Source organism: Streptomyces sp. NPDC021019 (assembly GCF_044333295.1).
GTDB lineage: Bacteria > Actinomycetota > Actinomycetes > Streptomycetales > Streptomycetaceae > Streptomyces.
The window spans coordinates 203,170-222,498 of record NZ_JBIRQR010000008.1 but is presented as its reverse complement, the minus strand read 5'-3'; the positions used below and the strand labels follow the sequence as shown (position 1 = coordinate 222,498).

Genomic DNA, 19,329 nt, shown 5'->3' with positions numbered 1-19,329 from the left:
TCACCCCGGAGCGACGAACCCGGACTCGTACGCGGCGATGACCGCCTGCGTACGATCCCTGGCCCCCAACTTCGCCAGGACCGAGCTGACATGGGTTTTCACCGTCTCCGTCCCCACGACGAGGGTGGCCGCGATCTCCGCGTTCGACAGGCCTCGGGCCATCAACCGGAGCACCGCCGCCTCCCGCTCGGTGAGCGCCGCCCGGTCGAGAGCGGCCCGTGCTCTGTCCGTCCCGTACTCCGCGGCGAGCTGCCGGACCGCCGCCGGGAACAGCAGGGACTCCCCCTCGGCCACCAGACGCACGGCATGCACGATCTCCACCGGCCGGGCCCGCTTGAGCAGAAAGCCGTCCGCCCCCGCCCTCAACGCCTCGTACACGTACTCGTCGTTCTCGAACGTCGTCACCACCAGGATCTTCGGGGGATCCGGCACCGTACGCAGCACCAGCCTGGTCGCCTCGATGCCGTCCATCAGCGGCATCCGCACATCCATCGCCACCACATCGGGCCGCAACCGGTTCACCAGGGGGAGCACCGCCGCGCCGTCCGCAGCCTCGCCCACCACCTCGATATCGGGCTGGGCCTCCAGGACGGCACGCAGTCCGGCGCGTACCAGCGGCTCGTCATCGACCAGAAGAACGGTGAAGGGCATCCGTCCAGCGTATGCCGTCCAGCGGGAGGCTCACGCGCACCCGCCAATCGCCCTCCCGCGACTCCATCGTCGCCTTCCCGCCCAGCATCGCGGCCCGCTCCCGCATACCGCGCAGCCCACTGCCGCTCCCCGGCAGACCGGCCGCTCCGGAGAGCGGATTGATCACCTCCAACTCCAGCCGCCCGTCGGCCACCGTGATGCTCACCCGGATGGGTACCGGCCCCGCGTGACGGAGCACATTGGTGAGGCTCTCCTGAAGAATCCGATACCCCTCCCGCGAAACCGGCGCCGGGACCAGTCCCAGATTCCCGGACACCCGCGCATCCACCTGCGCCCCGGAACTCGTCGCGGAGTCCAGGAGCCGCTTCACCTCTCCCAGCGTCGGCCGCCGGCTCACGGGTGTGCCGGACTCGCGCAGCACCCGCAGCACCCGCTCCAGGTCCTCCAGGGCTTCACGCCCCGTCTCCTCGATGGCGGCCAGCGCCCGCTCGGTGAACGCCGGATCATTCGCCGCCCGCGCCGCACCGGCCTGCACCACCGCCACCGTCAGAGCATGGCCGATGGAATCGTGCAGCTCCCGCGCCATCCGATTACGCTCCAACAACTGCTCGGTCAGTTCCTCCAACACGCTCAGCCGGTCCGTCGGCGACGGGCCGAGCAGCCACCGGGCGGCCGCTGTACTGAGCCGGCCGCCGAGCACCACCAGAACGAGCAGCGGAATGATCGGCAGCGGTGCGAGCAGCGCGTTCCACCAGTGCGGACTCATGCCCTCCACCAGCCCGCCCGGAGATCTGCCCGTCGCCGACAGGACGAGCTCGATCGACGCCACGGGCAGCCAGAGGGCCATGATCGCCGCGGCCGAGATCAGGAGCCGCACCTCCAGCCAGAGCACGGTCCGCCACCGCTCCGCCCAACTCGTCGAGGAGGCAACCGAGATGGAGGCGTCCGGCTGGCCGCGCTCGGACGGAGTCAGCAGCAACTGAGCCTGCAGACCCTCCTCGAGCCGCATCGCGGGTATGAGACCCACGGGCACCGCGAAGAGCAGGGGCATCCAGAGCTGGTCGGAGATGAAGAACCACAGACTGGCCGCGGCAGCCGGAATGAACATGTGCAACCAGCGGCTGTAAGTGACCGCGCTGGTCAGCGGGGTGAGGATGCGGCGCATGTCCTCATCGTCCCAGTGGGCCGGGCGCACCGACTCCCCCATGCGAGGGAGACGATCCCCGCTGACGGGGGAGGCGGCCCGCCCGGCGTACGGGCCAGGCTGGTGGACATGAACAGCATCGACGTCCACGAGCTCACCAAGGAGTACGGAACCACCCGTGCGGTGGACCGCCTCAGCTTTCGCGTGCAACCGGGCAGGGTCACCGGATTCCTCGGCCCCAACGGCGCCGGCAAGTCCACGACCATGCGTCTCGTCCTTGGCCTGGACCGGCCGACCGGCGGCTCGGCCACGATCGGCGGGAGGCCGTACGCCCGGCTCGTCGAACCGCTGCGCACCGTCGGCGCACTGCTCGACGCCCAGGCCGCCCATGGCTCACGCACACCGCGCAGCCATCTGGCCGTACTCGCCGCGAGCAACGGGATACCCATGTCGCGGGTGAAGGCCGTGCTGGAGGAGACCGGGCTAGGCGACGTGGCCGCACGGCGGATCAAGTCCTTCTCCCTCGGCATGCGGCAGCGTCTCGGCATCGCGGCGGCCCTGCTCGGCGACCCGCAGGTGGTCGTGCTCGACGAGCCGTCGAACGGCCTGGATCCCGAAGGCATCATCTGGATCCGCGAACTCATGAAGCGGCTCGCCCGTGAGGGCCGGACGGTGCTGGTCTCCAGCCACCTCATGAACGAGACCGCCTCGTTCGCCGACCACCTGGTGGTGCTCGGCCGGGGCCGGCTGCTCGCCGATATGCCGATGAAGCAGTTTCTCGACTCCCGCAGCCGCCTCCGCGTACGCCTGCGAACGACCGAACCGGGCAGGCTCCACTCGGCGCTGGCCTCCAAGGGCCTGACCGGAGTGCAGGCCGAGGACGGCCGCTGGGTCATCGACGGCGTCACGGCGGAGGAGATCGGGGCGATCGTCGCCGGCGAAGGCATTCCCCTGCTCGAACTGGGGGATGAGCGCGCCACATTGGAGCAGGCCTACCTCGATCTCACGGCGGACGACACCCCCTTCGCCGCTTCGGCCACCCGCGACCGCCAGGAGGCGTGAGCATGACCCTGACGGCAGTACTCCACTCCGAGTGGATCAAGATCAGGTCGACACGGTCGATCTACGGCTCGCTGATGGCCGTCCTCGCCACCACCTTCACCATCACCGTGCTCATCCTGGGAACCACCGGCCAGGAGCAAGCGGAGCAGCCTGGATCCGATGCGCTCCTCAACGCCTTCTTCGCTCTGACCTTCGGGCAGATCGCGGCCATCGCGTTCGGCGCGACCGCGGTCTCCTCCGAGTTCCTCGACGGAGCCCTGCGCGTATCGCTTGCCGCGGTTCCCCGACGCTCCCTCTTCTACGCGGCGAAGATGGCGGCGATCGGCGGATCGGTGCTCGTCGTCGGGCTGGTGACCAGCTTCACGTCGTTCCTGGTCGGTCAGCTCTTCCTGGGGGAGCACGCGATCGGCCTGGGGCACCCGGGTGCGCTGCGTGCCGCCTTCGGCGGGGGGATCTACCTGGCGCTGATGGCGCTGCTCGCGGCGGGTCTCGCGGCGCTCCTGCGGAGTGCGGTGGCGGTGCTCGGCCTGCTCATACCGCTCTTCCTCATCGTCCCCTTCGTGTTGGTGGACGTTGCCACCGCGGTGGTGGCCTATCTGCCCGACCGCGCGGGGCAGGCGGTGCTGCACCAGAATCCGGAAGACGGTCCGGGGCCGTGGGCCGGCCTGGCGGTGGCCGCCCTATGGGCGGCGGCCGCACTCCTGGCGGGCTGGTGGGCGGTCCGCAACCGGGACGCGTGAGGGCCGGGGGAGCGAGGAGAGATGCGCGGGCGTGAGGATCGGGGGAGAGGTGCGGGCCGGAGCGGGTCAGTCGGTCGGGGCGGGGCCGGGGGCCGCCTGGTCGGGCGAAGGCCGGGTGAGGGCGGCGTCCCGGAGGCGGGCGTACTCCTCGGCCATGCTCTGGACCGTCCAGTGGGCGTTGAGGCCGCTGGGGTTGGGCAGAGCCCACACGCGGGCCCCGCCGACCGTGCGGTCCTGGGGGCCGATCCGGGCCCGGGGCTCCCCGAAGGCCGTGCGGTAGGCGGTGATGCCGACCACCGCGAGCCACTGGGGCGCGAGCAGTTCGACCTTCGCCGTCAGAGCGGCCCCGCCCTCCCGGAACTCGTCCGCGCCGAGTTCGTCGGCCCGGGCCGTGGCCCGGGCCACCACGTTGGTGATGCCCAGTCCGAGACCGAGCAGCTCGGCCTGCTCCGACGGACGCAGCTGTCGGGGGGTGAAACCCGCGCGGTGCAGGACCGGCCAGAACCGGTTCCCGGGGTGAGCGAAGTGGTGGCCCGTCACCGCGGTCGTCAGGCTCGGGTTGATGCCGCAGAAAAGCACGCGCAGACCGCCCGCGGCCACATCGGGGACGATGCGATCACGGGCGGCGCTCAACTCTTCGGGGGTCACGCGGTGAGGGCGGTGCCGGTCAGAGGATCGAGCCGGGGGCGTACTTCGCGGCCTCGGGGTACCGCTCGGTGATCTCCTCGATCCGGGCGACCAACACCGACACCTGGTCGCCGGCGGCGCCCGTGAACGAGAGCTTGTCGGCCATCAACTCGTCCAGCTGCGCGCGGTCCAGCGGGATCCGCTCGTCCGAGGCGAGCTTGTCGAGCAGCTCGTTGCGCTCGGCGCCCTGCTCCCGCATCGCGAGGGCGGAGGCGACCGCGTGCTCCTTGATCGCCTCGTGCGCCACCTCGCGGCCCACTCCGGCCCGTACGGCGCCCATCAGGACCTTGGTAGTGGCCAGGAACGGAAGGTAGCGGTCCAGCTCGCGCGCCACGACCGCGGGGAACGCGCCGAACTCGTCCAGCACCGTCAGGAAGGTCTCCAGGAGGCCGTCGAACGCGAAGAACGCGTCCGGGAGCGCCACCCGGCGGACCACGGAACAGGACACGTCGCCCTCGTTCCACTGGTCGCCCGCCAGCTCGCCGGTCATCGAGGCGTAGCCGCGCAGGATCACCATCAGACCGTTCACCCGCTCGCAGGAGCGCGTGTTCATCTTGTGCGGCATCGCGGACGAGCCGACCTGGCCGGGCTTGAAGCCCTCGGTGACCAGCTCGTGGCCGGCCATCAGGCGGATGGTCTTCGCCACCGAGGAGGGCGCCGCGGCGAGCTGCACCAGGGCGGTGACCACGTCGTAGTCGAGCGATCGGGGGTAGACCTGACCGACCGAGGTGAACGCCTCGGCGAAGCCGAGGTGCCCGGCGATGCGCTGTTCCAGGTCGGCGAGCTTGCCCGCGTCGCCGCCGAGCAGGTCCAGCATGTCCTGCGCCGTGCCGACCGGGCCCTTGATCCCGCGCAGCGGGTAGCGGGAGAGGAGGTCCTCCAGGCGGCCGTGGGCGACCAGCATCTCGTCGGCCGCGGTCGCGAAGCGCTTGCCCAGTGTCGTCGCCTGCGCGGCGACGTTGTGCGAGCGTCCGGCGACGACGAGCTCGCGGTACTCCGCCGCGAGCCTGCCGAGCCGGGCCAGGACGGCCACGGTGCGGTCGCGCATCAGCTCCAGCGAAAGGCGGATCTGGAGCTGCTCGACGTTCTCCGTGAGGTCCCGTGAAGTCATGCCCTTGTGGACCTGCTCATGACCGGCGAGGGCGTTGAACTCCTCGATCCGGGCCTTGACGTCATGCCGGGTGATCTTCTCGCGCTCGGCGATCGAGGCCAGGTCCACCTGGTCCAGCACACGCTCGTAGTCGGCCGACGCGGTCTCGGGCACCTCGATCCCGAGGTCCTTCTGAGCGCGCAGCACCGCCAGCCACAGCTGACGCTCCAGCTTCACCTTCTGCTCGGGGGACCAGAGGACGGCGAGCTCCGCGGAGGCGTAGCGGCCGGCCAGGACATTGGGGATGCGAGGCTTCGCAGACACAGCAGTCACGTAAAGGGATTCTACTGGCGGTTTGTGCAGGCCAGCGACGCGCCCCGGTTTGTGGCTTGCTACGAAGGGGGGCGGGATGAAGGCAGGCCCGGCGACCGGTTCAGCCGGTCTCCGCCGTGCCCACCGTGGTGCCGGGGGAGACGGCGCGACGCCACCCCGTCACCGGGCCAGGGTTCTCCGCGTCCGTCGGCGTGATCCAGAAGGCCCGGCCCGTCGTGGCGTCGAACTGGGCGCCCGAGCGCCCGTCGCCGGAGGAGCGGCCGGTGAGCCGCCGCCCGACCCAGGGGGCCAAGTGCTGACGGGCGAAGCGGATGTCCTGCGTTCGCCGGGCAGCCCAGCCCGGCGGCGCGGTCGCGGGCATCCGCGCACGCCAGTCCAGTTCGGCCGGCAGCCCCAGGGTCTGCCAGACGGCCTCGGCGACGCGCCGGTGGCCTTCGGTGGTGAGATGCAGCCGGTCGACGTCCCACATCCGGGGATCGGCGATCGAGGGCGCGGAGTAGAGATCCACCACCGCGGCGCCGTGCTGCCCGGCCAGATCGTCGATCAGGGCGAACAGCGCCTCCATCCGCGGGCGGAAACGATCGAACACCGGCCCGCTCCGCCCGGGGCTGCGCATCAGCACCAGCTGCTTGCAGGCGGGTGCGAGACGCTCCACGGCCTCTTCGAGCCGCCCCCTGACCATCCCCATGTCGCACTTCGGGCGCAGTGCGTCGTTGAGCCCGCCGACGAGGGTGACCACATCGGCCCGGAGCGAGGCCGCCGCCTCCACCTGCTCGTCGACGATCTGGCCGATGAGCTTCCCGCGTACGGCGAGATTGGCGTACCGGAAACCGGGGGACCGGACCGCGAGCCGGGCGGCGAGGACGTCGGCCCAGCCCCGGTAGGTGCCGTCGGGGAGCAGGTCCGACATGCCCTCGGTGAACGAGTCGCCGACCGCGACGAGACTGGTGTAGGAGGCATTCAATTCCATGGCCAGATGAGCGTACCGGTCGGTAGGCCGGGAGGCCAGCAGATCAGGGGGGTCCCGGCCGCCCGACGAGTTCGCGGAGCACGTCCTCCATCGTGACCATGCCGGCCAGTCGGTCGTCCTCGTCGAGAACGGCCGCCAGATGGGTCCGGCTGCGCCGCAGGGCGGTGAGCACGTCGTCCAGCGGAGTCGCCGCCCGGACGCGGGCGATCGGCCGCATCGCCGTCACCGGGAAGGGGACGTCCCGGGGCGTCGCGTCCAGGGCGTCCTTCACATGGAGGTACCCGAGGATGCGCTGCTCGCTGTCCATCACCGGGAAGCGGGAGAACCCCGACTCGGACGAGAGCCGCTCCAGCTCCTCCGGAGTGGTGCCGACCCTGGCGTACAGCACCCGGTCCACGGGCATGACCACGTCCCGTACCGGCCGGCGGCCCAGCTCCAGAGCATGGTGGAGGCGTTGCGCGGAGCGGTCGTCGACCAGCCCGGCGTCCCCGGCGTCCTGGACCATCCGGGCTAGTTCGTCGTCCGAGAACGTGGCGGAGACCTCGTCCTTCGTCTCCACCCGCAACAGCTTGAGCAGGGTGTTGGCGAACGCGTTGATCGCGAAGATCACCGGCCGCAGGGCACGAGCCATCGCCACCAGCGGAGGGCCCAGCAGCAGGGCGCTCCGCGCCGGTTCGGCCAGCGCGATGTTCTTCGGCACCATCTCGCCCAGGAGCATGTGCAGATAGGTGGCCACGCCCAGCGCGATGACGAACGAGAGCGGGTGGACCAGCCCGTGCGGCACCCCCACCGCGTCGAAGGCCGGCTCGAGCAGATGCGCGATGGCCGGTTCGGCGACGATGCCCAGCACCAGGGTGCAGAGCGTGATGCCGAGCTGGGCGGCGGCGAGCAGCGCGGAGACGTGCTCCAGGCCCCAGATGACACTGCGAGCCCGCCGGTTCCCGGCCTCGGCCTCCGGTTCGATCTGGCTGCGGCGCACGGAGATCAGCGCGAACTCGGCGCCCACGAAGAAGGCGTTGGCCACCAGGGTCAGCAGGCCGATGAAGAGCTGGAGAACGATCATCGCTGGGCCTCCGTCCGGTCCTCGGACCCCGGCAGGGGGGCGTGCAGCAGGACCCGCGCGGCACGGCGGCCCGAGGCGTCGACCACGTCGATCCGCCATCCTTCCAGCTCGACGCTGTCGTCCGCCGTCGGGATCCGTCCGATCTCGGCGGCGATCAGCCCCGCGAGGGTCTCGTAGGGCCCGTCCGGTACCCGCAGACCGATCCTGCGGAGCTGGTCGGTGCGCGCCGCCCCGTCGGCCGACCACAAAGTCCGTCCGTCGGCGTCCTCGCCCGCGGCGGCGAGGTCCGGCGTCTCGTGCGGATCGTGCTCGTCCCGGACCTCGCCGACGACTTCCTCCACGATGTCCTCCAGCGTCGCGACCCCGGCCGTCCCGCCGTACTCGTCGATCACCACGGCCATCGCGAGCCTTCCGGACAACCGGTCCAGCAGCCGGTCCACGGTGAGCGTCTCCGGTACGAGCAGGGGCTCGCGCAGCAGCTCCGAGATCCGGGTGTGGGGCCTCCGGTCGGCGGGGATCGCCAGCACGTCCTTGATGTGGGCCACGCCGACCACGGTGTCCAGGCTGCCCCGGTAGACGGGGAAACGGGACAGACCGGTCGCCCGGGTGGCGTTGGCGACGTCCTCGGCCGTCGCGCGCAGCTCCAGCGCGGTCACCTGCACCCGCGGCGTCATCACGTTCTCCGCGGTCAGTTCCGAGAGGTTCAGCGTGCGGACGAACAGTTCGGCCGTGTCCGCCTCCAGCGCGCCCGCCTTCGCGGAGTGCCGGGCCAGCGCCACCAGCTCCTGCGGACTGCGGGCGGAGGCCAGCTCCTCGGTCGGTTCCAGACCGAAGCGGCGCACGATCCGGTTGGCCGTGTTGTTGAGGTGGCTGATGAAGGGGCGGAACAGCGCGGTGAACACGCGTTGCGGGGTGGCCACCGCCTTGGCCACGGTGAGTGGGGAGGAGATCGCCCAGTTCTTCGGGACCAGTTCGCCGACCACCATCAGGACCACCGTGGACAGCGCCGTGCCGAGGACGAGCGCCAGGGTGGACGCGGCGGCGGGAGGCAGCCCCGCCGCCTCGACGGGGCCGCGGATCAGCTTGGCGATGGACGGTTCGGAGAGCATGCCGATCACCAGATTGGTGACGGTGATGCCGAGCTGGGCCCCCGAGAGCTGGAAGGTGAGGCTCCGGACCGCCTTGAGCGCGCTGGCGGCGCCTCGGTCCCCCCGCTCGACAGCCCGTTCGAGCTCGCCGCGCTCCACCGTGGTCAGGGAGAACTCCGCCGCGACGAACGCGCCGCAGGCGACACAGAGCAGCAGGGCGACGAGCAGAAGAAGCACTTCGATCATCGGTTCACCTCCGTCCCATGATCGGGCAGGGGTGGGGTGACCGCGCGGTGTCGGCAGTATCGGCTACTGGGAGGCTCGCCCATGGGCGGACGCTCACACCTTTCGGCAGGGGGTGACGGAGGGATGTCATCGTAGGCGTCTGCCCAGCGGCGCCCGGCGCACCGCCTCACTGCCCGCGGTACCGTGCCGGAAGCTCCGCGGCGCCGTGCCGGCGCTGCGCGGTACCCGGGTTCTGCGCCCGCCGTACCGCTCAGCCGGTGAGGTGCTTCACCCAGCGGCTCCACTGCGGCTGGGGCTCGTAGCCCGCCGCGCGCCAGGCGTGGTGGGCCGATGTGTTGTGGTCGAGGACCATGGCGTCGGCGCGCCGCCCGCCCAGCGCGACGCACCGTTCCTCGGCCGCTGCCAGGAGGGCGCCGCCCACGCCCCGGCGCCGCTGGTCCGGGTGGACCGCGAGCCGGTAGAGATGGCAGCGCCAGCCGTCGAAGCCGACGATGACCGTGCCCACCAGCGTTCTGTCCCGCTCCGCGAGGATCAAGGCGGCGGGGTCGCGTTCCACCAGGCGTGCGACCCCCTCCCCGTCGTCGCTGATGCTGGTGCCCTCGGCGGCCACCTTCCAGAAGGCGAGGACCGCGTCCAGATCGGCCGGGGTCGCGGACCGTATCGAAAGATCGTTCATGGCGGCCATCCCACCATCCGCGGCGACGGGCGTCGATCGCGTTCCACAGTCCGGGCGCGGCACCCCGCACTGCGCCACAGCGCTCCCCTTGCCGGTGCTAGCACGGTCGCGCTAGCGTGGTCGGGTGCCCAAGACTCAGCTGAACGTTCGAGTGGACGAGGCCACCGCCGAGGCCGCGCGGCAGCGCGCGCTGCAGAGGGGGATGAGCGTGAACCGCTACATAGAGGAACTCGTCCAGCAGGACGCGGGCGAGGTGGGACACACCTTCGTCGAGGCCGCGGCCGACTTCATGAAGCAGTACGAGTCGGTGTTCGCCGAGGAGTTCGGCCCGGAGCGCGAAGGTACCCGTTGAACCTTCGGATCGACCTCTCCTGGTTGTTGATGGTCGCCGAGCACAAGACGCCCGGAGACCCGCAGGTCGTCGACTGGGGTGCGCTCGTCGCCGCCGTCGCACGGCATGACGCGGAAATCTTCGGCAGCGCCGTCTACAGCGACCCGCACGCGCGCGCGGCCGCCCTGTTGCAACTGCTCCTGCACGTGCCCGCACTCGAACACTCAAACGCGATGTTCGCCTCGGCCGTCGCCTACGGCTACCTCGTCGCCTCCGGGCTCAAGGTCATCACCTCGCCCGAGCAGGTCCGCGATCTGGCGCTGCTGGTGAAACAGGGCAAGGCGGACGTACGCGCCATCGCCGACGAGCTGCGGCAGTGGAGCGTGTGAGGCCGGGTGGAGCACGCCACCACGGACCGGGCGAAGCGCTCCACGATCCGGTTCGGCGGCCGCAGGACCCGCCTGATCTCGGCGAGCGCCCGGGGCAGATCCCGCACGGTGCACAGGACCAGGGACGCCACCGCCCGTCGAAGGCCTCACTCTTGACGGGCAGCGCTTCGGCCGCCCCCGGCGCCACGTCCACCGGCACCTCCGCGCGCAGGGCGGAGCGGACGGCGAGCTGCCGCAGCGAGCGTTCCGGCTCCAGCGCCACGACCTCCGAGACGGCGCCGGGATAGTGGGCGAAGTTCAGCCCGTTCCCCGCGCCGATCTCGATGACCCGGCCGGAGAGGCCCGACAGCAGCTCCTCGCGGTACGCGGTGATGCCGCCCTTCAGGTCGGCGGTCACGCTCAGTCGTGCGTAGAAGCGGGCGAAGACCGGGTGGTGCACGGCGTCCCGGTGAAGCTTCCTGCTGCGCGGCCGCATGACGGACCTCCGCCGAGGAGTGGCTGTGACGCTTGAGGAGCGGTTGTGACGTCCCTCCACGATTCTCCCCCGGATCGCCCCGACGGGAATCATCGAGCACCGCCCCGACGGGGATCCTTGAGGACCGCCTCGACGGGGATCCTTGAGCACCGCCAGGACAGAAGTTTCCGAAGGCCGGCTGGACGCCCCCGGCGCGCCCGTCAGCGCGTCGCCGCCCAGTTCCCTCCGAGCTCCGGAGCCAGCCAGCCCGGCGCGCGTGCCGCGAAGGCGGCGCCCGACAGGGAACCCGCGCCGGCCGGTACCGCGCCGAGCAGTGGTGCGCCGGCCGCCACCGGCAGGTCCTCGATGTTGCAGCGGGACGCGAGGTCCGGCTCCGCCGGCATGCTGCCGATCACGACGCCCCGGCAGCTCAGCCCCCGGTTCCGCAGCGCCTCGGCCGTCAGCGCGGTGGCGTTCAGCGTGCCCAGGCCCGCGGGGGCCACCAGCAGCACCGGCGCGGACAGCAGACGGGCCGCGTCCGCGAGGGTGCCGCCCTCGTCGTCGAACCGTACGAGCAGCCCGCCCGCACCCTCCACCAGGACGAGGTCGTGCTCGGTGGCCAGCTTCTCCGCGGCCTCGGCGACCTCGAACGGCCGCACGGGCACGAGCCCCGCCCGCCGGGCGGCCGTGGCCGGAGCCAACGGCTCCGGAAAGCGCGCCAGTTCGACCGCCGTCACATGGCTCCCCGCCAGGCGCGCGACCTCGGCCGCGTCGCCGGACTCCCCGGGGCCGAGCCCGGTCTGCGCGGGCTTGAGCACCGCGACCCGGCGGCCCCGCGCGGCGGCCGCCACCGCGGCGGTCACCACGGTCTTGCCGATCTCCGTGCCCGTGCCGGACACCACCAGAATCGTCGACATATCGGCTCAGCCCTCCCGTGCCGCCGCGCACACGGCCCGGCAGATCCGCGCCACGTCCTCGTCCCCGGTGACGTACGGCGGCATCGTGTAGACGAGATCGCGGAACGGCCGCAGCCAGACGCCCTCGCGCACGGCCGCACGGGTCGCGGCCGCCATGTCCACCTCGTGGTCGAGCTGGACGACCCCGATCGCCCCCAGGACGCGTACGTCCACCACCCCGGCGAGGTCCGCCGCGGGAGCGAGCCCGGAGCGCAGGCCCGCGCCGATCCGCGCCACCTCGCCCTCCCAGTCCTGCCCGAGCAGCAGGTCCACGGAGGCCGAGGCCACCGAGGCGGCCAGCGGATTGCCCATGAACGTCGGTCCGTGCGCCAGCACCGGCACCTCGCCGCTGGAGATGCCCTCGGCCACCCGCGTGGTGCACAGCGTCGCCGCCATCGTGAGATAACCGCCGGTCAGGGCCTTGCCGACGCACATGACATCCGGCGAGATGCCGGCGTGCCCGGCGGCGAACAGCTTGCCCGTACGCCCGAAACCGGTCGCGATCTCGTCGAAAACCAGCAGGACGTCGTGCTCGTCGCAGGCCTCGCGCAGGACCCGCAGATAGGCGGGGGAGTGGAACCGCATCCCGCCGGCCCCCTGCACCACCGGCTCCACGATGACCGCCGCGAGCTCGTCGGCGTGCTCGGCGATCGTGTCCCGCAGATGCGTCACGTAGGCGGGGTCCGGCTCCGCTTCGAAACCGTCCGGCGGGGCGTCGGCGAAGACCTGGCGGGGCAGGGACCCCGACCACAGCTCGTGCATCCCGCCCTCCGGATCGCACACCGACATCGGCTGCCAGGTGTCCCCGTGGTAGCCCCCGCGCCAGGTCAGCAGCCGCTGCTTGGCCGGACGCCCGGCCGAACGCCAGTACTGGAGGCACATCTTGACCGCGACCTCCACGGAGACGGATCCCGAGTCGGCGAGGAAGACGTGCTGGAGCGGCCCGGGGGTGATCTCCACCAGCCGGGTCGCCAGCCGGACGGCGGGCTCATGGGTGAGCCCGCCGAACATCACATGGCTCATCCGGTCCAGCTGGCCGCGTGCCGCCTCGTTGAGGACCGGGTGGTTGTAGCCGTGCACCGCCGACCACCAGGAGGACATGCCGTCCACCAACTCGCGCCGGCCACCGACGGGTTCGGCGAGCCGGAGCCGCACGCCGGAGGCCGACTCCACGATCAGCGGCTCCTGGCGGCCCGGCATCGGACCGTACGGATGCCAGACGTGCGCCCGGTCCAGCGCCCGCAGTTCGTCGGGGGCGTACGGCTTCGGCGCGGCGGACAGGGGGAGTGCGGGGGCGTACGGTTCAGGCATTGGGCGCGAGATCCGTTCCCGCACCGCGCCGGCGCACCGTCACCAGATCCGTGCGCGCCGCGCCGTTGGCGTCCGTACGCGCCACCGGGGCGCTCTCCCCGGCGTCGGAGTCGGCGGCAGCCACCGGCTCCCGCTCCCCGTGTCCACCGCAGGGCCCGCAGCCCCCGCCGCCACCGTGGGAACCGCAGCCGACGGCTCCGGAGGCCTCCGGCGAACCGTTGTCCGCGGCCCCGCCGGAACCGTGCGATCCGCGGTCGGCCCCCGCCGCGGCGTCCTGCGTACCGCAGCCGCCGGCCAGGGCGTCGGCCCGGTGGCGCGGCAGCGTCGTCGTGCCCGCGCCCTCCACCTCGAAACCGGCGTCCGCGATCATCTCCAGGTCGGTCTGGCCGGCCTGGCCCTCGCTCGTCAGGTAGTCGCCCAGGAAGATGGAGTTGACGAGGTGGAGCGCCAGCGGCTGCATCGAGCGCAGGTGCACCTCACGGCCCCCCGCGAGCCGCACCTCGACGTCGGGGCAGACGAAGCGGACCATCGCCAGAATGCGCAGGCAGCGCTGCGGAGTGAGGTTCCACTCCTTGGCGAGGGGCGTTCCCTCGAACGGGATCAGGAAGTTCACCGGCACCGAGTCCGGGTCCAGGCCCCGCAGCGCGAACACCACGTCGACCAGGTCCTTGTCGCTCTCGCCCATCCCGGCGATCAGCCCGGAACACGCCGAGAGCCCCGCGGCCTGGGCCTGTTGCACGGTCTCGACCCGGTCCGCGTACGTGTGGGTGGTGGTGATCGCCCCGTACGTCTCCTCGGACGTGTTGAGGTTGTGGTTGTACGCGTCGGCGCCCGCCGAACGCAGCCGGTCGGCCTGTCCGTCGGAGAGGAGGCCCAGGCAGGCGCAGACCTCGATGCCCTCGTTCTCCTCCTTGATCGCCTCGATGGTCTTCGAGACCCGGTCGACGTCCCGGTCCGTCGGGCCGCGCCCGCTCGCGACCAGGCAGACCCGCTTGGCGCCGCCCGCCACCCCGGCGGCGGCGGCCTTGGACGCCTCGTCCGGCTTCAGCCAGGTGTACTTGAGGATCCCGGCCTTCGAACCGAGCCGCTGCGAGCAGTAGGAGCAGTCCTCGGGGCAGAGCCCCGATTTGAGGTTGACCAGGTAGTTGAGCTTGACGCGCCGCCCGAACCACTGACGGCGCACCTTCCCGGCGGCAGCCACTACGTCGAGCAGCTCGTCGTCGGAGGTCGCCAGTACGGCGAGCGCTTCTTCGCGGGTCGGCGGTTCGCGCCGCAGTCCCTTGTCCACCAGCGTGTTCAGCAGGTCCATGAGAGATGATCCTGACGTACGGCACCGCCTCCAGCCAAGGAGGAACCAGACAGGAGACCCGGGCGAGGGTGTGTGTATTGCCACACCCTGACCTGCTGCGCACCCGGCTAGGGTCTGTTGGCTGCCTACAAAGGGACCGTTCGCACCGGACCGTCCGCGCGGAGCCGCCCGCCGAGGGCCCGCCTACCCAAGGGACCGCCCCATGTCCTTCGCCCCGTTCGACTGGATCGACGCCGAGGCCCGCAGCAGGGCCACCGCCGGACTCGTCCGTACCCTGCGTCCGCGCGGCGCCGAGCCGGAACCGCTGGACCTCGCGAGCAACGACTATCTGGGCCTCACCCGCCACCCGGAGGTCACCGCCGCCGCGGCCGCCGCCGCACAGCGGTGGGGTGCCGGAGCGACCGGGTCACGCCTGGTCACCGGCTCCACCGCCCTGCACGCCGAACTCGAACGGGACCTCGCCGCGTTCTGCGGTTTCGAGGCGGCCCTCGTGCTCTCGTCCGGGTACGCGGCCAATCTCGCCGCGCTGACCGCGCTGACCGGACGCGGCTCCCTCATCGTCTCCGACGCGGGCAACCACGCCTCGATCGTGGACGGCTGCCGGCTCTCCCGCGCCGGGACCGCCGTCGTGCCCCATGCCGATCCGGACGCGTTCGAGAAGTCCCTGCGGGAGCACGACGGGCGGGCCCTCGCCGTCACCGACTCGGTCTTCTCCGTCGACGGCGACGCCGCCCCGCTCCCCGCCCTGGCCGAGGTCTGCCGCGCCGTGAACGCCGCCCTGCTCGTCGACGACGCCCACGGCCTCGGAGTGCTGGGCGAGGGTGGTCGCGGCGCCCTCGCCGGGGCGGGGCTGGCGGGCGGCGACGGGATCGTGGCCACGCTCACCCTGTCGAAGTCGCTGGGCAGCCAGGGCGGAGCGGTCCTGGGGCCCGCCCGGGTCATCGAGCACCTCGTCAACACGGCCCGGACGTTCATCTTCGACACGGGACTCGCCCCGGCGGCGGCCGGCGGCGCGCTCGGCGCCCTCGGGGTGCTGCGCCGGGAGCCCGAACGGGCGGCCCGCGCCCGGGAGGTGGCCACCGCGCTGTACGGAAGGCTCACCGCCGCGGGGCTGACAGCCGTCCGGCCCGACGCGGCCGTCGTCTCCGTCCGGGCGCCCTCGGCGGACGCGGCCGTGCGGTGGGCGGCCGACTGCCGCGCGGCCGGGGTGGCGGTGGGCTGCTTCCGCCCGCCGTCGGTACCGGACGGTGTCTCACGGCTGCGGCTCACCGCGCGCGCCGACCTGACCGAGGAGCAGATCACGACCGCGGTGGCCACGGTCCTCGCCACCGCTCCCCGGCAGACGGACGCTCCGGTCAGTTGAAGCGCCGTGGAATCGCTCCGTGCGGGCCGAGTCCGTCCACGAAGGTGCTCCACGCCGCCGCGGAGAAGCGCAGCGGCGGCCGGCGCACGTCCTTGGAGTCGCGTACGGCGAGGAGTGCGCCGCCCAACAGGGCGGTCTCCACACAGTTGTTCATCCCGGTCGAGCGGCTGCTGCGTCGCCACCGCGCGGCGGGCGGCGCGGTGGGCGACCGCGGTGCGGCGGAAAGTGCGAGACGGTCTGACATGGCGGCCCCTTAGCTGCGTCCGATCTCGGTGATGAGGTCCAGCGAGCGTTCTGGTGACAGCGCGTGTGCCTGCAAGGAACGGAAGGCCGAGCTGTACGCGTCGAGGTCTTCTTTCCGCTCCAGGTAGAGACTACTCGTCAAGTGGTCAAGAACGACCACATCCAGATCGGAAATGTTCGGAAAGGAGAAAATGACGAAAGGTCCGCTGAGCCCGACGTATCCGCCGACCGAGAAGGGCAGTAACTGCAGTAGCACATGCGGCAGTTGGGCAACCTCGATCAGATGGTGCAGCTGATCCCTCATCACCTCAGGCCCGCCCACCTCGCGGCGGAGCACCGCCTCGTCCAGCACGGCGGTGAAACGTAGCGGCGGACTCGCGCGCAGCGCCCGCTGGCGGGTCAGCCGGACCTCGACCAGCGAGTCGAGCCGGCCGTCCGGTAAGCCGTCCAGCGAGGCGCGGGTCACGGCACGCGCGTATCCGGCGGTCTGGAGCAGCCCCGGCACCACCGAGGTCTCCAGCGTCCGGACCGCACTGGCCTGCGACTCCAGGCTGATGAAGTCCCGGTACTGCGGCGGAATCAGCCCCCGGTAGGCATGCCACCAGCCCGAACCGCCGCCGCCCGCCGACCCCGCGAGGACTTCGAGCAGGGAGCGCAGCCCTGTGTCGCGCACCGCGTAGACGTCCAGCAGCCGTGACACGTCGGCGGGCGCCACCCCGCTCGCGCCCGTCTCGATGCGGCTCACCTTCGACTGGTGCCAGCCGAGCAGCCGCGCCGCGTCCCGGCTGGTCAGCCCGGAGGCGTGGCGCAGACTCCGCAGCTCCTCACCGAGCTTGCGGCGTCGGACGACGGGGCCGTGCGGCATGCCGGTCTCCTTCTGCTGTCGGAAAGGGCCGGTCCGTCACCCGGGCCGGCCCGCAGAGAGGTCAGTGTGCCGCCCGTCCACGCCCTACGGGCCCCGAATTCACCGCTTCGAGCGACAGATATATGCATATCTTGGCCGAACGTCGTTACAGGGAGCTGCATCAATGGCAATCTGGCGCGAAGCACAATCCTGGTCGGCCGCCGGTCGGCCAGGGCGGGAAAGGGACGGCGTCGCCATGGCAGACCATCAGGAAGCAACCGTCACGCTGCCGACCGATCCGGTCTCGGTCTCATCGGCCCGCAGACATGTCGCCAGGACCCTGGCCCAATGGGGGCTGCCCGACGACACGGAGTTCGCCGACACCATCCGGCTGATCGTCTCGGAGCTGGCCACCAACGCCGTTCAGCACACGTTCGGCCAGTCGCCCACCTTCACTGTGGACCTGCGCCTCGAACGCGACGAAGAGCTGTATCTCGGCGTCACGGACAGTCACCCCCGATGGCCCCAGCGGCTGCCCGCCGCCGTACGGCAGGACAACGGCCGGGGCATGGTCATCATCCGGGCACTGGCCAAGGAGTGCGGCGGACGGCTCCAGGTGACCCCGACCGCCGAGGGCGGCAAGACGGTCTGGATCGCTCTCCCCTGGGTCGTCCCGATCCAGGGCTGACCCGGTGAGGCTCACCGTGCTCGGGCCGTGCTCCCGCGGCCGAAACCGCTGCGCAGCAGCGCGAGCAGCGTCGCTGCCGCCGCGGTCGACCGGTCGCCCCGGTGCACGACCGAGATGGTCCGGCGGAACGAGGCGGGCTCCAGCCGCCGGACCGACAGCGGGGCCGAGGACATCGAGGCGACCATCTCCGGCACCACCGCCACCCCGAGTCCCGCGCTGACCAGCGCGCACACCAGCGCGTACCCGGGCGACTCACAGACCACGGCCGGTGTCGCCCCGGCCTCGGCGAGCGCGTTCTCGACCCCCCGCCGGGGCGGATGGGTGGGCGCGCTGCTGATCAGCGGCCGTCCCGCCAGCTCGCCGACCGGCAGCCGCCCGGTGCCCTCGGAGAGCCGGTGGCCCACCGAGGCGACCAGCACCAGCTCCTCGACCAGCAGCGGTTCGACGAGAACGCCCGCCGACGGGGGATCGGTCGCCGCCGGTTCGTAGGCGTGGGTCAGGGCGAGGTCCACCTCGCCGGCGACCACCGCGGCGATGCCGCCCGGCGGTTCGTATTCGGCGACGGCCAGCTCGACCTCCGGATGGGCCCGCCGGAACGCGCTCAGGACCGGCGGCAGCAGATGGATCCCGGCCGTCGTGAACGTCCCCACCCGCAGCCTGCCGCCCGAGAGCCCGGCCAGCTGAGCCAGCTCGTGCCGAGCCTGGTCCAGCTCGTCCAGGACCCGCCGGGCCCGCTGCGCCAGCAGCTCGCCCGCCGCGGTCAGCCGCGCCCCGCGGTGGTGGCGCACCAGCAGTGCCGCCCCGGCCTCCCGCTCCAGTTTGGCCAGCTGCTGGGAGAGCGCGGGCGCGGTGTAGCCGAGGCGGGCGGCGGCCCGGGTGATCGATCCGGCCTCCGCGACCGCCACGAGCGCCGCGAGCCGTGTCGGGTCGTACATCAAAGCGTTCCTTTAGGCAGACCCAGAAGATTGCAAGTACACGCTAAAGGCTCCGCCGGTCCAAGGTGGACCCATGGACGCACAACTGATCGCCTTCACCGGGGTCGCCGCCGGCATGGTCGCGCTGCCCGGCGCCGACTTCACCGTCGTCGTACGCAACGCCCTGGCCTCGCGCACCGCGGGCCTGGCCACCGCGTTCGGCGTCGCCGGAGGACTGCTGGTGCACACCGCGCTCGCGGTCGCCGGACTCGCCGCGGTGCTGGTGACCATGCCGGTGCTCTTCCGTACCGTCCAGTTGCTCGGTGGTGCGTACGTGCTCTACCTCGGGATCAGCGCGCTGTACGCGATCCGCCGCCGGCCCTCTCGGGACAGCTCCGGCTCACCCGCCGCCACGCGGGAGGACGAGCCGGGGCGGCCCGCGACCGGGGAGTTCGGACGCGCGCTGCGCCAGGGGTTCCTGACCAACGCGCTCAACCCGAAGGCCCCGGTCCTCTTCCTCAGCCTGCTGCCCCAGTTCGTGCCCCACGGTCAGCCGCCGCTGCCCAGGACCCTGCTGCTCGCGGCCCTGGTGGTCGTGCTGGCGCTGATCTGGTTCCCGGCCGTCGTCCTGCTCGTGGACCGGCTGGGCCGGTGGCTGCGCCGCCCGCGTACCGCCCGCGCCATCGAGGGCGGCAGCGGTGTGGCGCTCACCGGTCTGGGACTCGCCCTGGTCACCGGCCCCCTGCTGCGCTGAGGGCGCGGTGGCCGTCGCGGACG

Annotated in this window: 21 protein-coding genes and 1 pseudogene; 7 read left to right on the top strand and 15 right to left on the bottom strand. The window is 72.0% G+C overall.

Going from position 1 to position 19,329, the window contains the following annotated elements; translation table 11 throughout:
- Together ACH4RG_RS32050 and ACH4RG_RS32045 are read right to left on the bottom strand one after the other, a co-directional pair.
- Positions 1–651 carry a response regulator gene (locus tag ACH4RG_RS32050; RefSeq protein WP_397923386.1) on the bottom strand — a complete coding sequence of 217 codons (651 nt, stop codon included), beginning with the start codon at positions 649–651 and terminating at the stop codon, positions 1–3.
- On the bottom strand, positions 623–1,816 hold the full coding sequence (locus tag ACH4RG_RS32045; protein WP_397923388.1) for a sensor histidine kinase: 1,194 nt from the start codon (positions 1,814–1,816) through the stop codon (positions 623–625). The genes ACH4RG_RS32050 and ACH4RG_RS32045 overlap by 29 nt, the downstream gene beginning before the upstream one ends.
- 108 nt (positions 1,817–1,924) lie before the next feature.
- Between ACH4RG_RS32045 and ACH4RG_RS32040 the strand changes: the two genes are divergently transcribed.
- Both ACH4RG_RS32040 and ACH4RG_RS32035 read left to right on the top strand, forming a co-directional pair.
- A complete protein-coding gene (locus tag ACH4RG_RS32040; RefSeq protein ID WP_397932525.1) occupies positions 1,925–2,857 on the top strand; it encodes an ABC transporter ATP-binding protein in 933 nt (310 codons plus the stop codon).
- A gap of 2 nt (positions 2,858–2,859) precedes the next feature.
- A complete protein-coding gene (locus ACH4RG_RS32035; RefSeq protein WP_397923391.1) occupies positions 2,860–3,597 on the top strand; it encodes an ABC transporter permease in 738 nt (245 codons plus the stop codon).
- A gap of 66 nt (positions 3,598–3,663) precedes the next feature.
- On the opposite strand, the gene mug is transcribed toward ACH4RG_RS32035, so the two are convergent.
- The 6 genes from mug to ACH4RG_RS32005 all read right to left on the bottom strand — a co-directional run bounded on the left by mug (position 3,664) and on the right by ACH4RG_RS32005 (position 9,759).
- On the bottom strand, positions 3,664–4,245 hold the full coding sequence (gene mug, locus ACH4RG_RS32030; protein ID WP_397923393.1) for a G/U mismatch-specific DNA glycosylase: 582 nt from the start codon (positions 4,243–4,245) through the stop codon (positions 3,664–3,666).
- A 19-nt stretch (positions 4,246–4,264) separates the two neighbouring features.
- Positions 4,265–5,707 (bottom strand): adenylosuccinate lyase, encoded by a 1,443-nt coding sequence (purB, locus tag ACH4RG_RS32025; RefSeq protein WP_397923395.1) that lies wholly within the window; start codon positions 5,705–5,707, stop codon positions 4,265–4,267.
- A 100-nt stretch (positions 5,708–5,807) separates the two neighbouring features.
- The gene (locus tag ACH4RG_RS32020; RefSeq protein WP_397923431.1) at positions 5,808–6,677 is read right to left on the bottom strand and encodes an SGNH/GDSL hydrolase family protein; all 870 of its coding nucleotides are present in this window, start codon (positions 6,675–6,677) and stop codon (positions 5,808–5,810) included.
- 43 nt (positions 6,678–6,720) lie between these two features.
- The gene (locus ACH4RG_RS32015; protein ID WP_397932527.1) at positions 6,721–7,740 is read right to left on the bottom strand and encodes a hemolysin family protein; all 1,020 of its coding nucleotides are present in this window, start codon (positions 7,738–7,740) and stop codon (positions 6,721–6,723) included.
- Positions 7,737–9,074 carry a hemolysin family protein gene (locus ACH4RG_RS32010; RefSeq protein WP_397923435.1) on the bottom strand — a complete coding sequence of 446 codons (1,338 nt, stop codon included), beginning with the start codon at positions 9,072–9,074 and terminating at the stop codon, positions 7,737–7,739. The genes ACH4RG_RS32015 and ACH4RG_RS32010 overlap by 4 nt, the downstream gene beginning before the upstream one ends.
- A 250-nt stretch (positions 9,075–9,324) precedes the next feature.
- On the bottom strand, positions 9,325–9,759 hold the full coding sequence (locus ACH4RG_RS32005) for a GNAT family N-acetyltransferase (RefSeq protein WP_397923437.1): 435 nt from the start codon (positions 9,757–9,759) through the stop codon (positions 9,325–9,327).
- A 115-nt stretch (positions 9,760–9,874) separates the two neighbouring features.
- Here ACH4RG_RS32005 and ACH4RG_RS32000 point away from each other — a divergent pair, with 115 nt between their 5' ends.
- Together ACH4RG_RS32000 and ACH4RG_RS31995 are read left to right on the top strand one after the other, a co-directional pair.
- A complete protein-coding gene (locus ACH4RG_RS32000; RefSeq protein WP_010062312.1) occupies positions 9,875–10,102 on the top strand; it encodes a hypothetical protein in 228 nt (75 codons plus the stop codon).
- Positions 10,099–10,470, top strand: coding sequence for a hypothetical protein (locus ACH4RG_RS31995; protein WP_018957883.1), 372 nt, complete (start codon positions 10,099–10,101; stop codon positions 10,468–10,470). The genes ACH4RG_RS32000 and ACH4RG_RS31995 overlap by 4 nt, the downstream gene beginning before the upstream one ends.
- Positions 10,471–10,526: 56 nt before the next feature.
- Here the strand turns inward: ACH4RG_RS31995 and ACH4RG_RS31990 are convergent.
- The 4 genes and pseudogenes from ACH4RG_RS31990 to bioB form a co-directional block, all read right to left on the bottom strand.
- Positions 10,527–10,945, bottom strand: a pseudogene (locus ACH4RG_RS31990) (class I SAM-dependent methyltransferase); the annotation flags it as partial.
- 200 nt (positions 10,946–11,145) lie between these two features.
- Positions 11,146–11,841, bottom strand: coding sequence for a dethiobiotin synthase (gene bioD / locus ACH4RG_RS31985; protein ID WP_397923441.1), 696 nt, complete (start codon positions 11,839–11,841; stop codon positions 11,146–11,148).
- Between the two features lie 6 nt (positions 11,842–11,847).
- Positions 11,848–13,191 carry an adenosylmethionine--8-amino-7-oxononanoate transaminase gene (locus ACH4RG_RS31980; RefSeq protein WP_398540622.1) on the bottom strand — a complete coding sequence of 448 codons (1,344 nt, stop codon included), beginning with the start codon at positions 13,189–13,191 and terminating at the stop codon, positions 11,848–11,850.
- Positions 13,184–14,500, bottom strand: a complete 1,317-nt coding sequence (gene bioB / locus ACH4RG_RS31975) for a biotin synthase BioB (RefSeq protein WP_397923445.1) — start codon at positions 14,498–14,500, stop codon at positions 13,184–13,186. Before bioB ends, ACH4RG_RS31980 begins: the two co-directional genes overlap by 8 nt.
- 202 nt (positions 14,501–14,702) lie before the next feature.
- Here bioB and ACH4RG_RS31970 point away from each other — a divergent pair, with 202 nt between their 5' ends.
- Positions 14,703–15,863 carry an 8-amino-7-oxononanoate synthase gene (locus ACH4RG_RS31970; RefSeq protein ID WP_397923447.1) on the top strand — a complete coding sequence of 387 codons (1,161 nt, stop codon included), beginning with the start codon at positions 14,703–14,705 and terminating at the stop codon, positions 15,861–15,863.
- Here ACH4RG_RS31970 and ACH4RG_RS31965 read toward each other — a convergent pair.
- Both ACH4RG_RS31965 and ACH4RG_RS31960 read right to left on the bottom strand, forming a co-directional pair.
- The gene (locus ACH4RG_RS31965; RefSeq protein WP_397923449.1) at positions 15,856–16,107 is read right to left on the bottom strand and encodes a DUF397 domain-containing protein; all 252 of its coding nucleotides are present in this window, start codon (positions 16,105–16,107) and stop codon (positions 15,856–15,858) included. The genes ACH4RG_RS31970 and ACH4RG_RS31965 overlap by 8 nt on opposite strands.
- A gap of 9 nt (positions 16,108–16,116) precedes the next feature.
- Positions 16,117–16,971, bottom strand: coding sequence for a helix-turn-helix domain-containing protein (locus ACH4RG_RS31960; protein WP_397932530.1), 855 nt, complete (start codon positions 16,969–16,971; stop codon positions 16,117–16,119).
- A gap of 235 nt (positions 16,972–17,206) precedes the next feature.
- Between ACH4RG_RS31960 and ACH4RG_RS31955 the strand changes: the two genes are divergently transcribed.
- Positions 17,207–17,638: an ATP-binding protein gene (locus ACH4RG_RS31955; RefSeq protein WP_397923453.1), complete on the top strand. Its 432-nt coding sequence runs from the start codon at positions 17,207–17,209 to the stop codon at positions 17,636–17,638.
- An 11-nt stretch (positions 17,639–17,649) separates the two neighbouring features.
- Here ACH4RG_RS31955 and ACH4RG_RS31950 read toward each other — a convergent pair whose 3' ends face one another.
- Entirely contained in the window at positions 17,650–18,573 is a 924-nt protein-coding gene (locus tag ACH4RG_RS31950; RefSeq protein ID WP_397923455.1) for a LysR family transcriptional regulator, read from the bottom strand.
- Between the two features lie 73 nt (positions 18,574–18,646).
- Here ACH4RG_RS31950 and ACH4RG_RS31945 point away from each other — a divergent pair, with 73 nt between their 5' ends.
- Complete coding sequence (locus ACH4RG_RS31945) at positions 18,647–19,306, top strand: LysE family translocator (protein WP_397923457.1); 660 nt, start codon at positions 18,647–18,649, stop codon at positions 19,304–19,306.
- Positions 19,307–19,329: the final 23 nt, after the last annotated feature.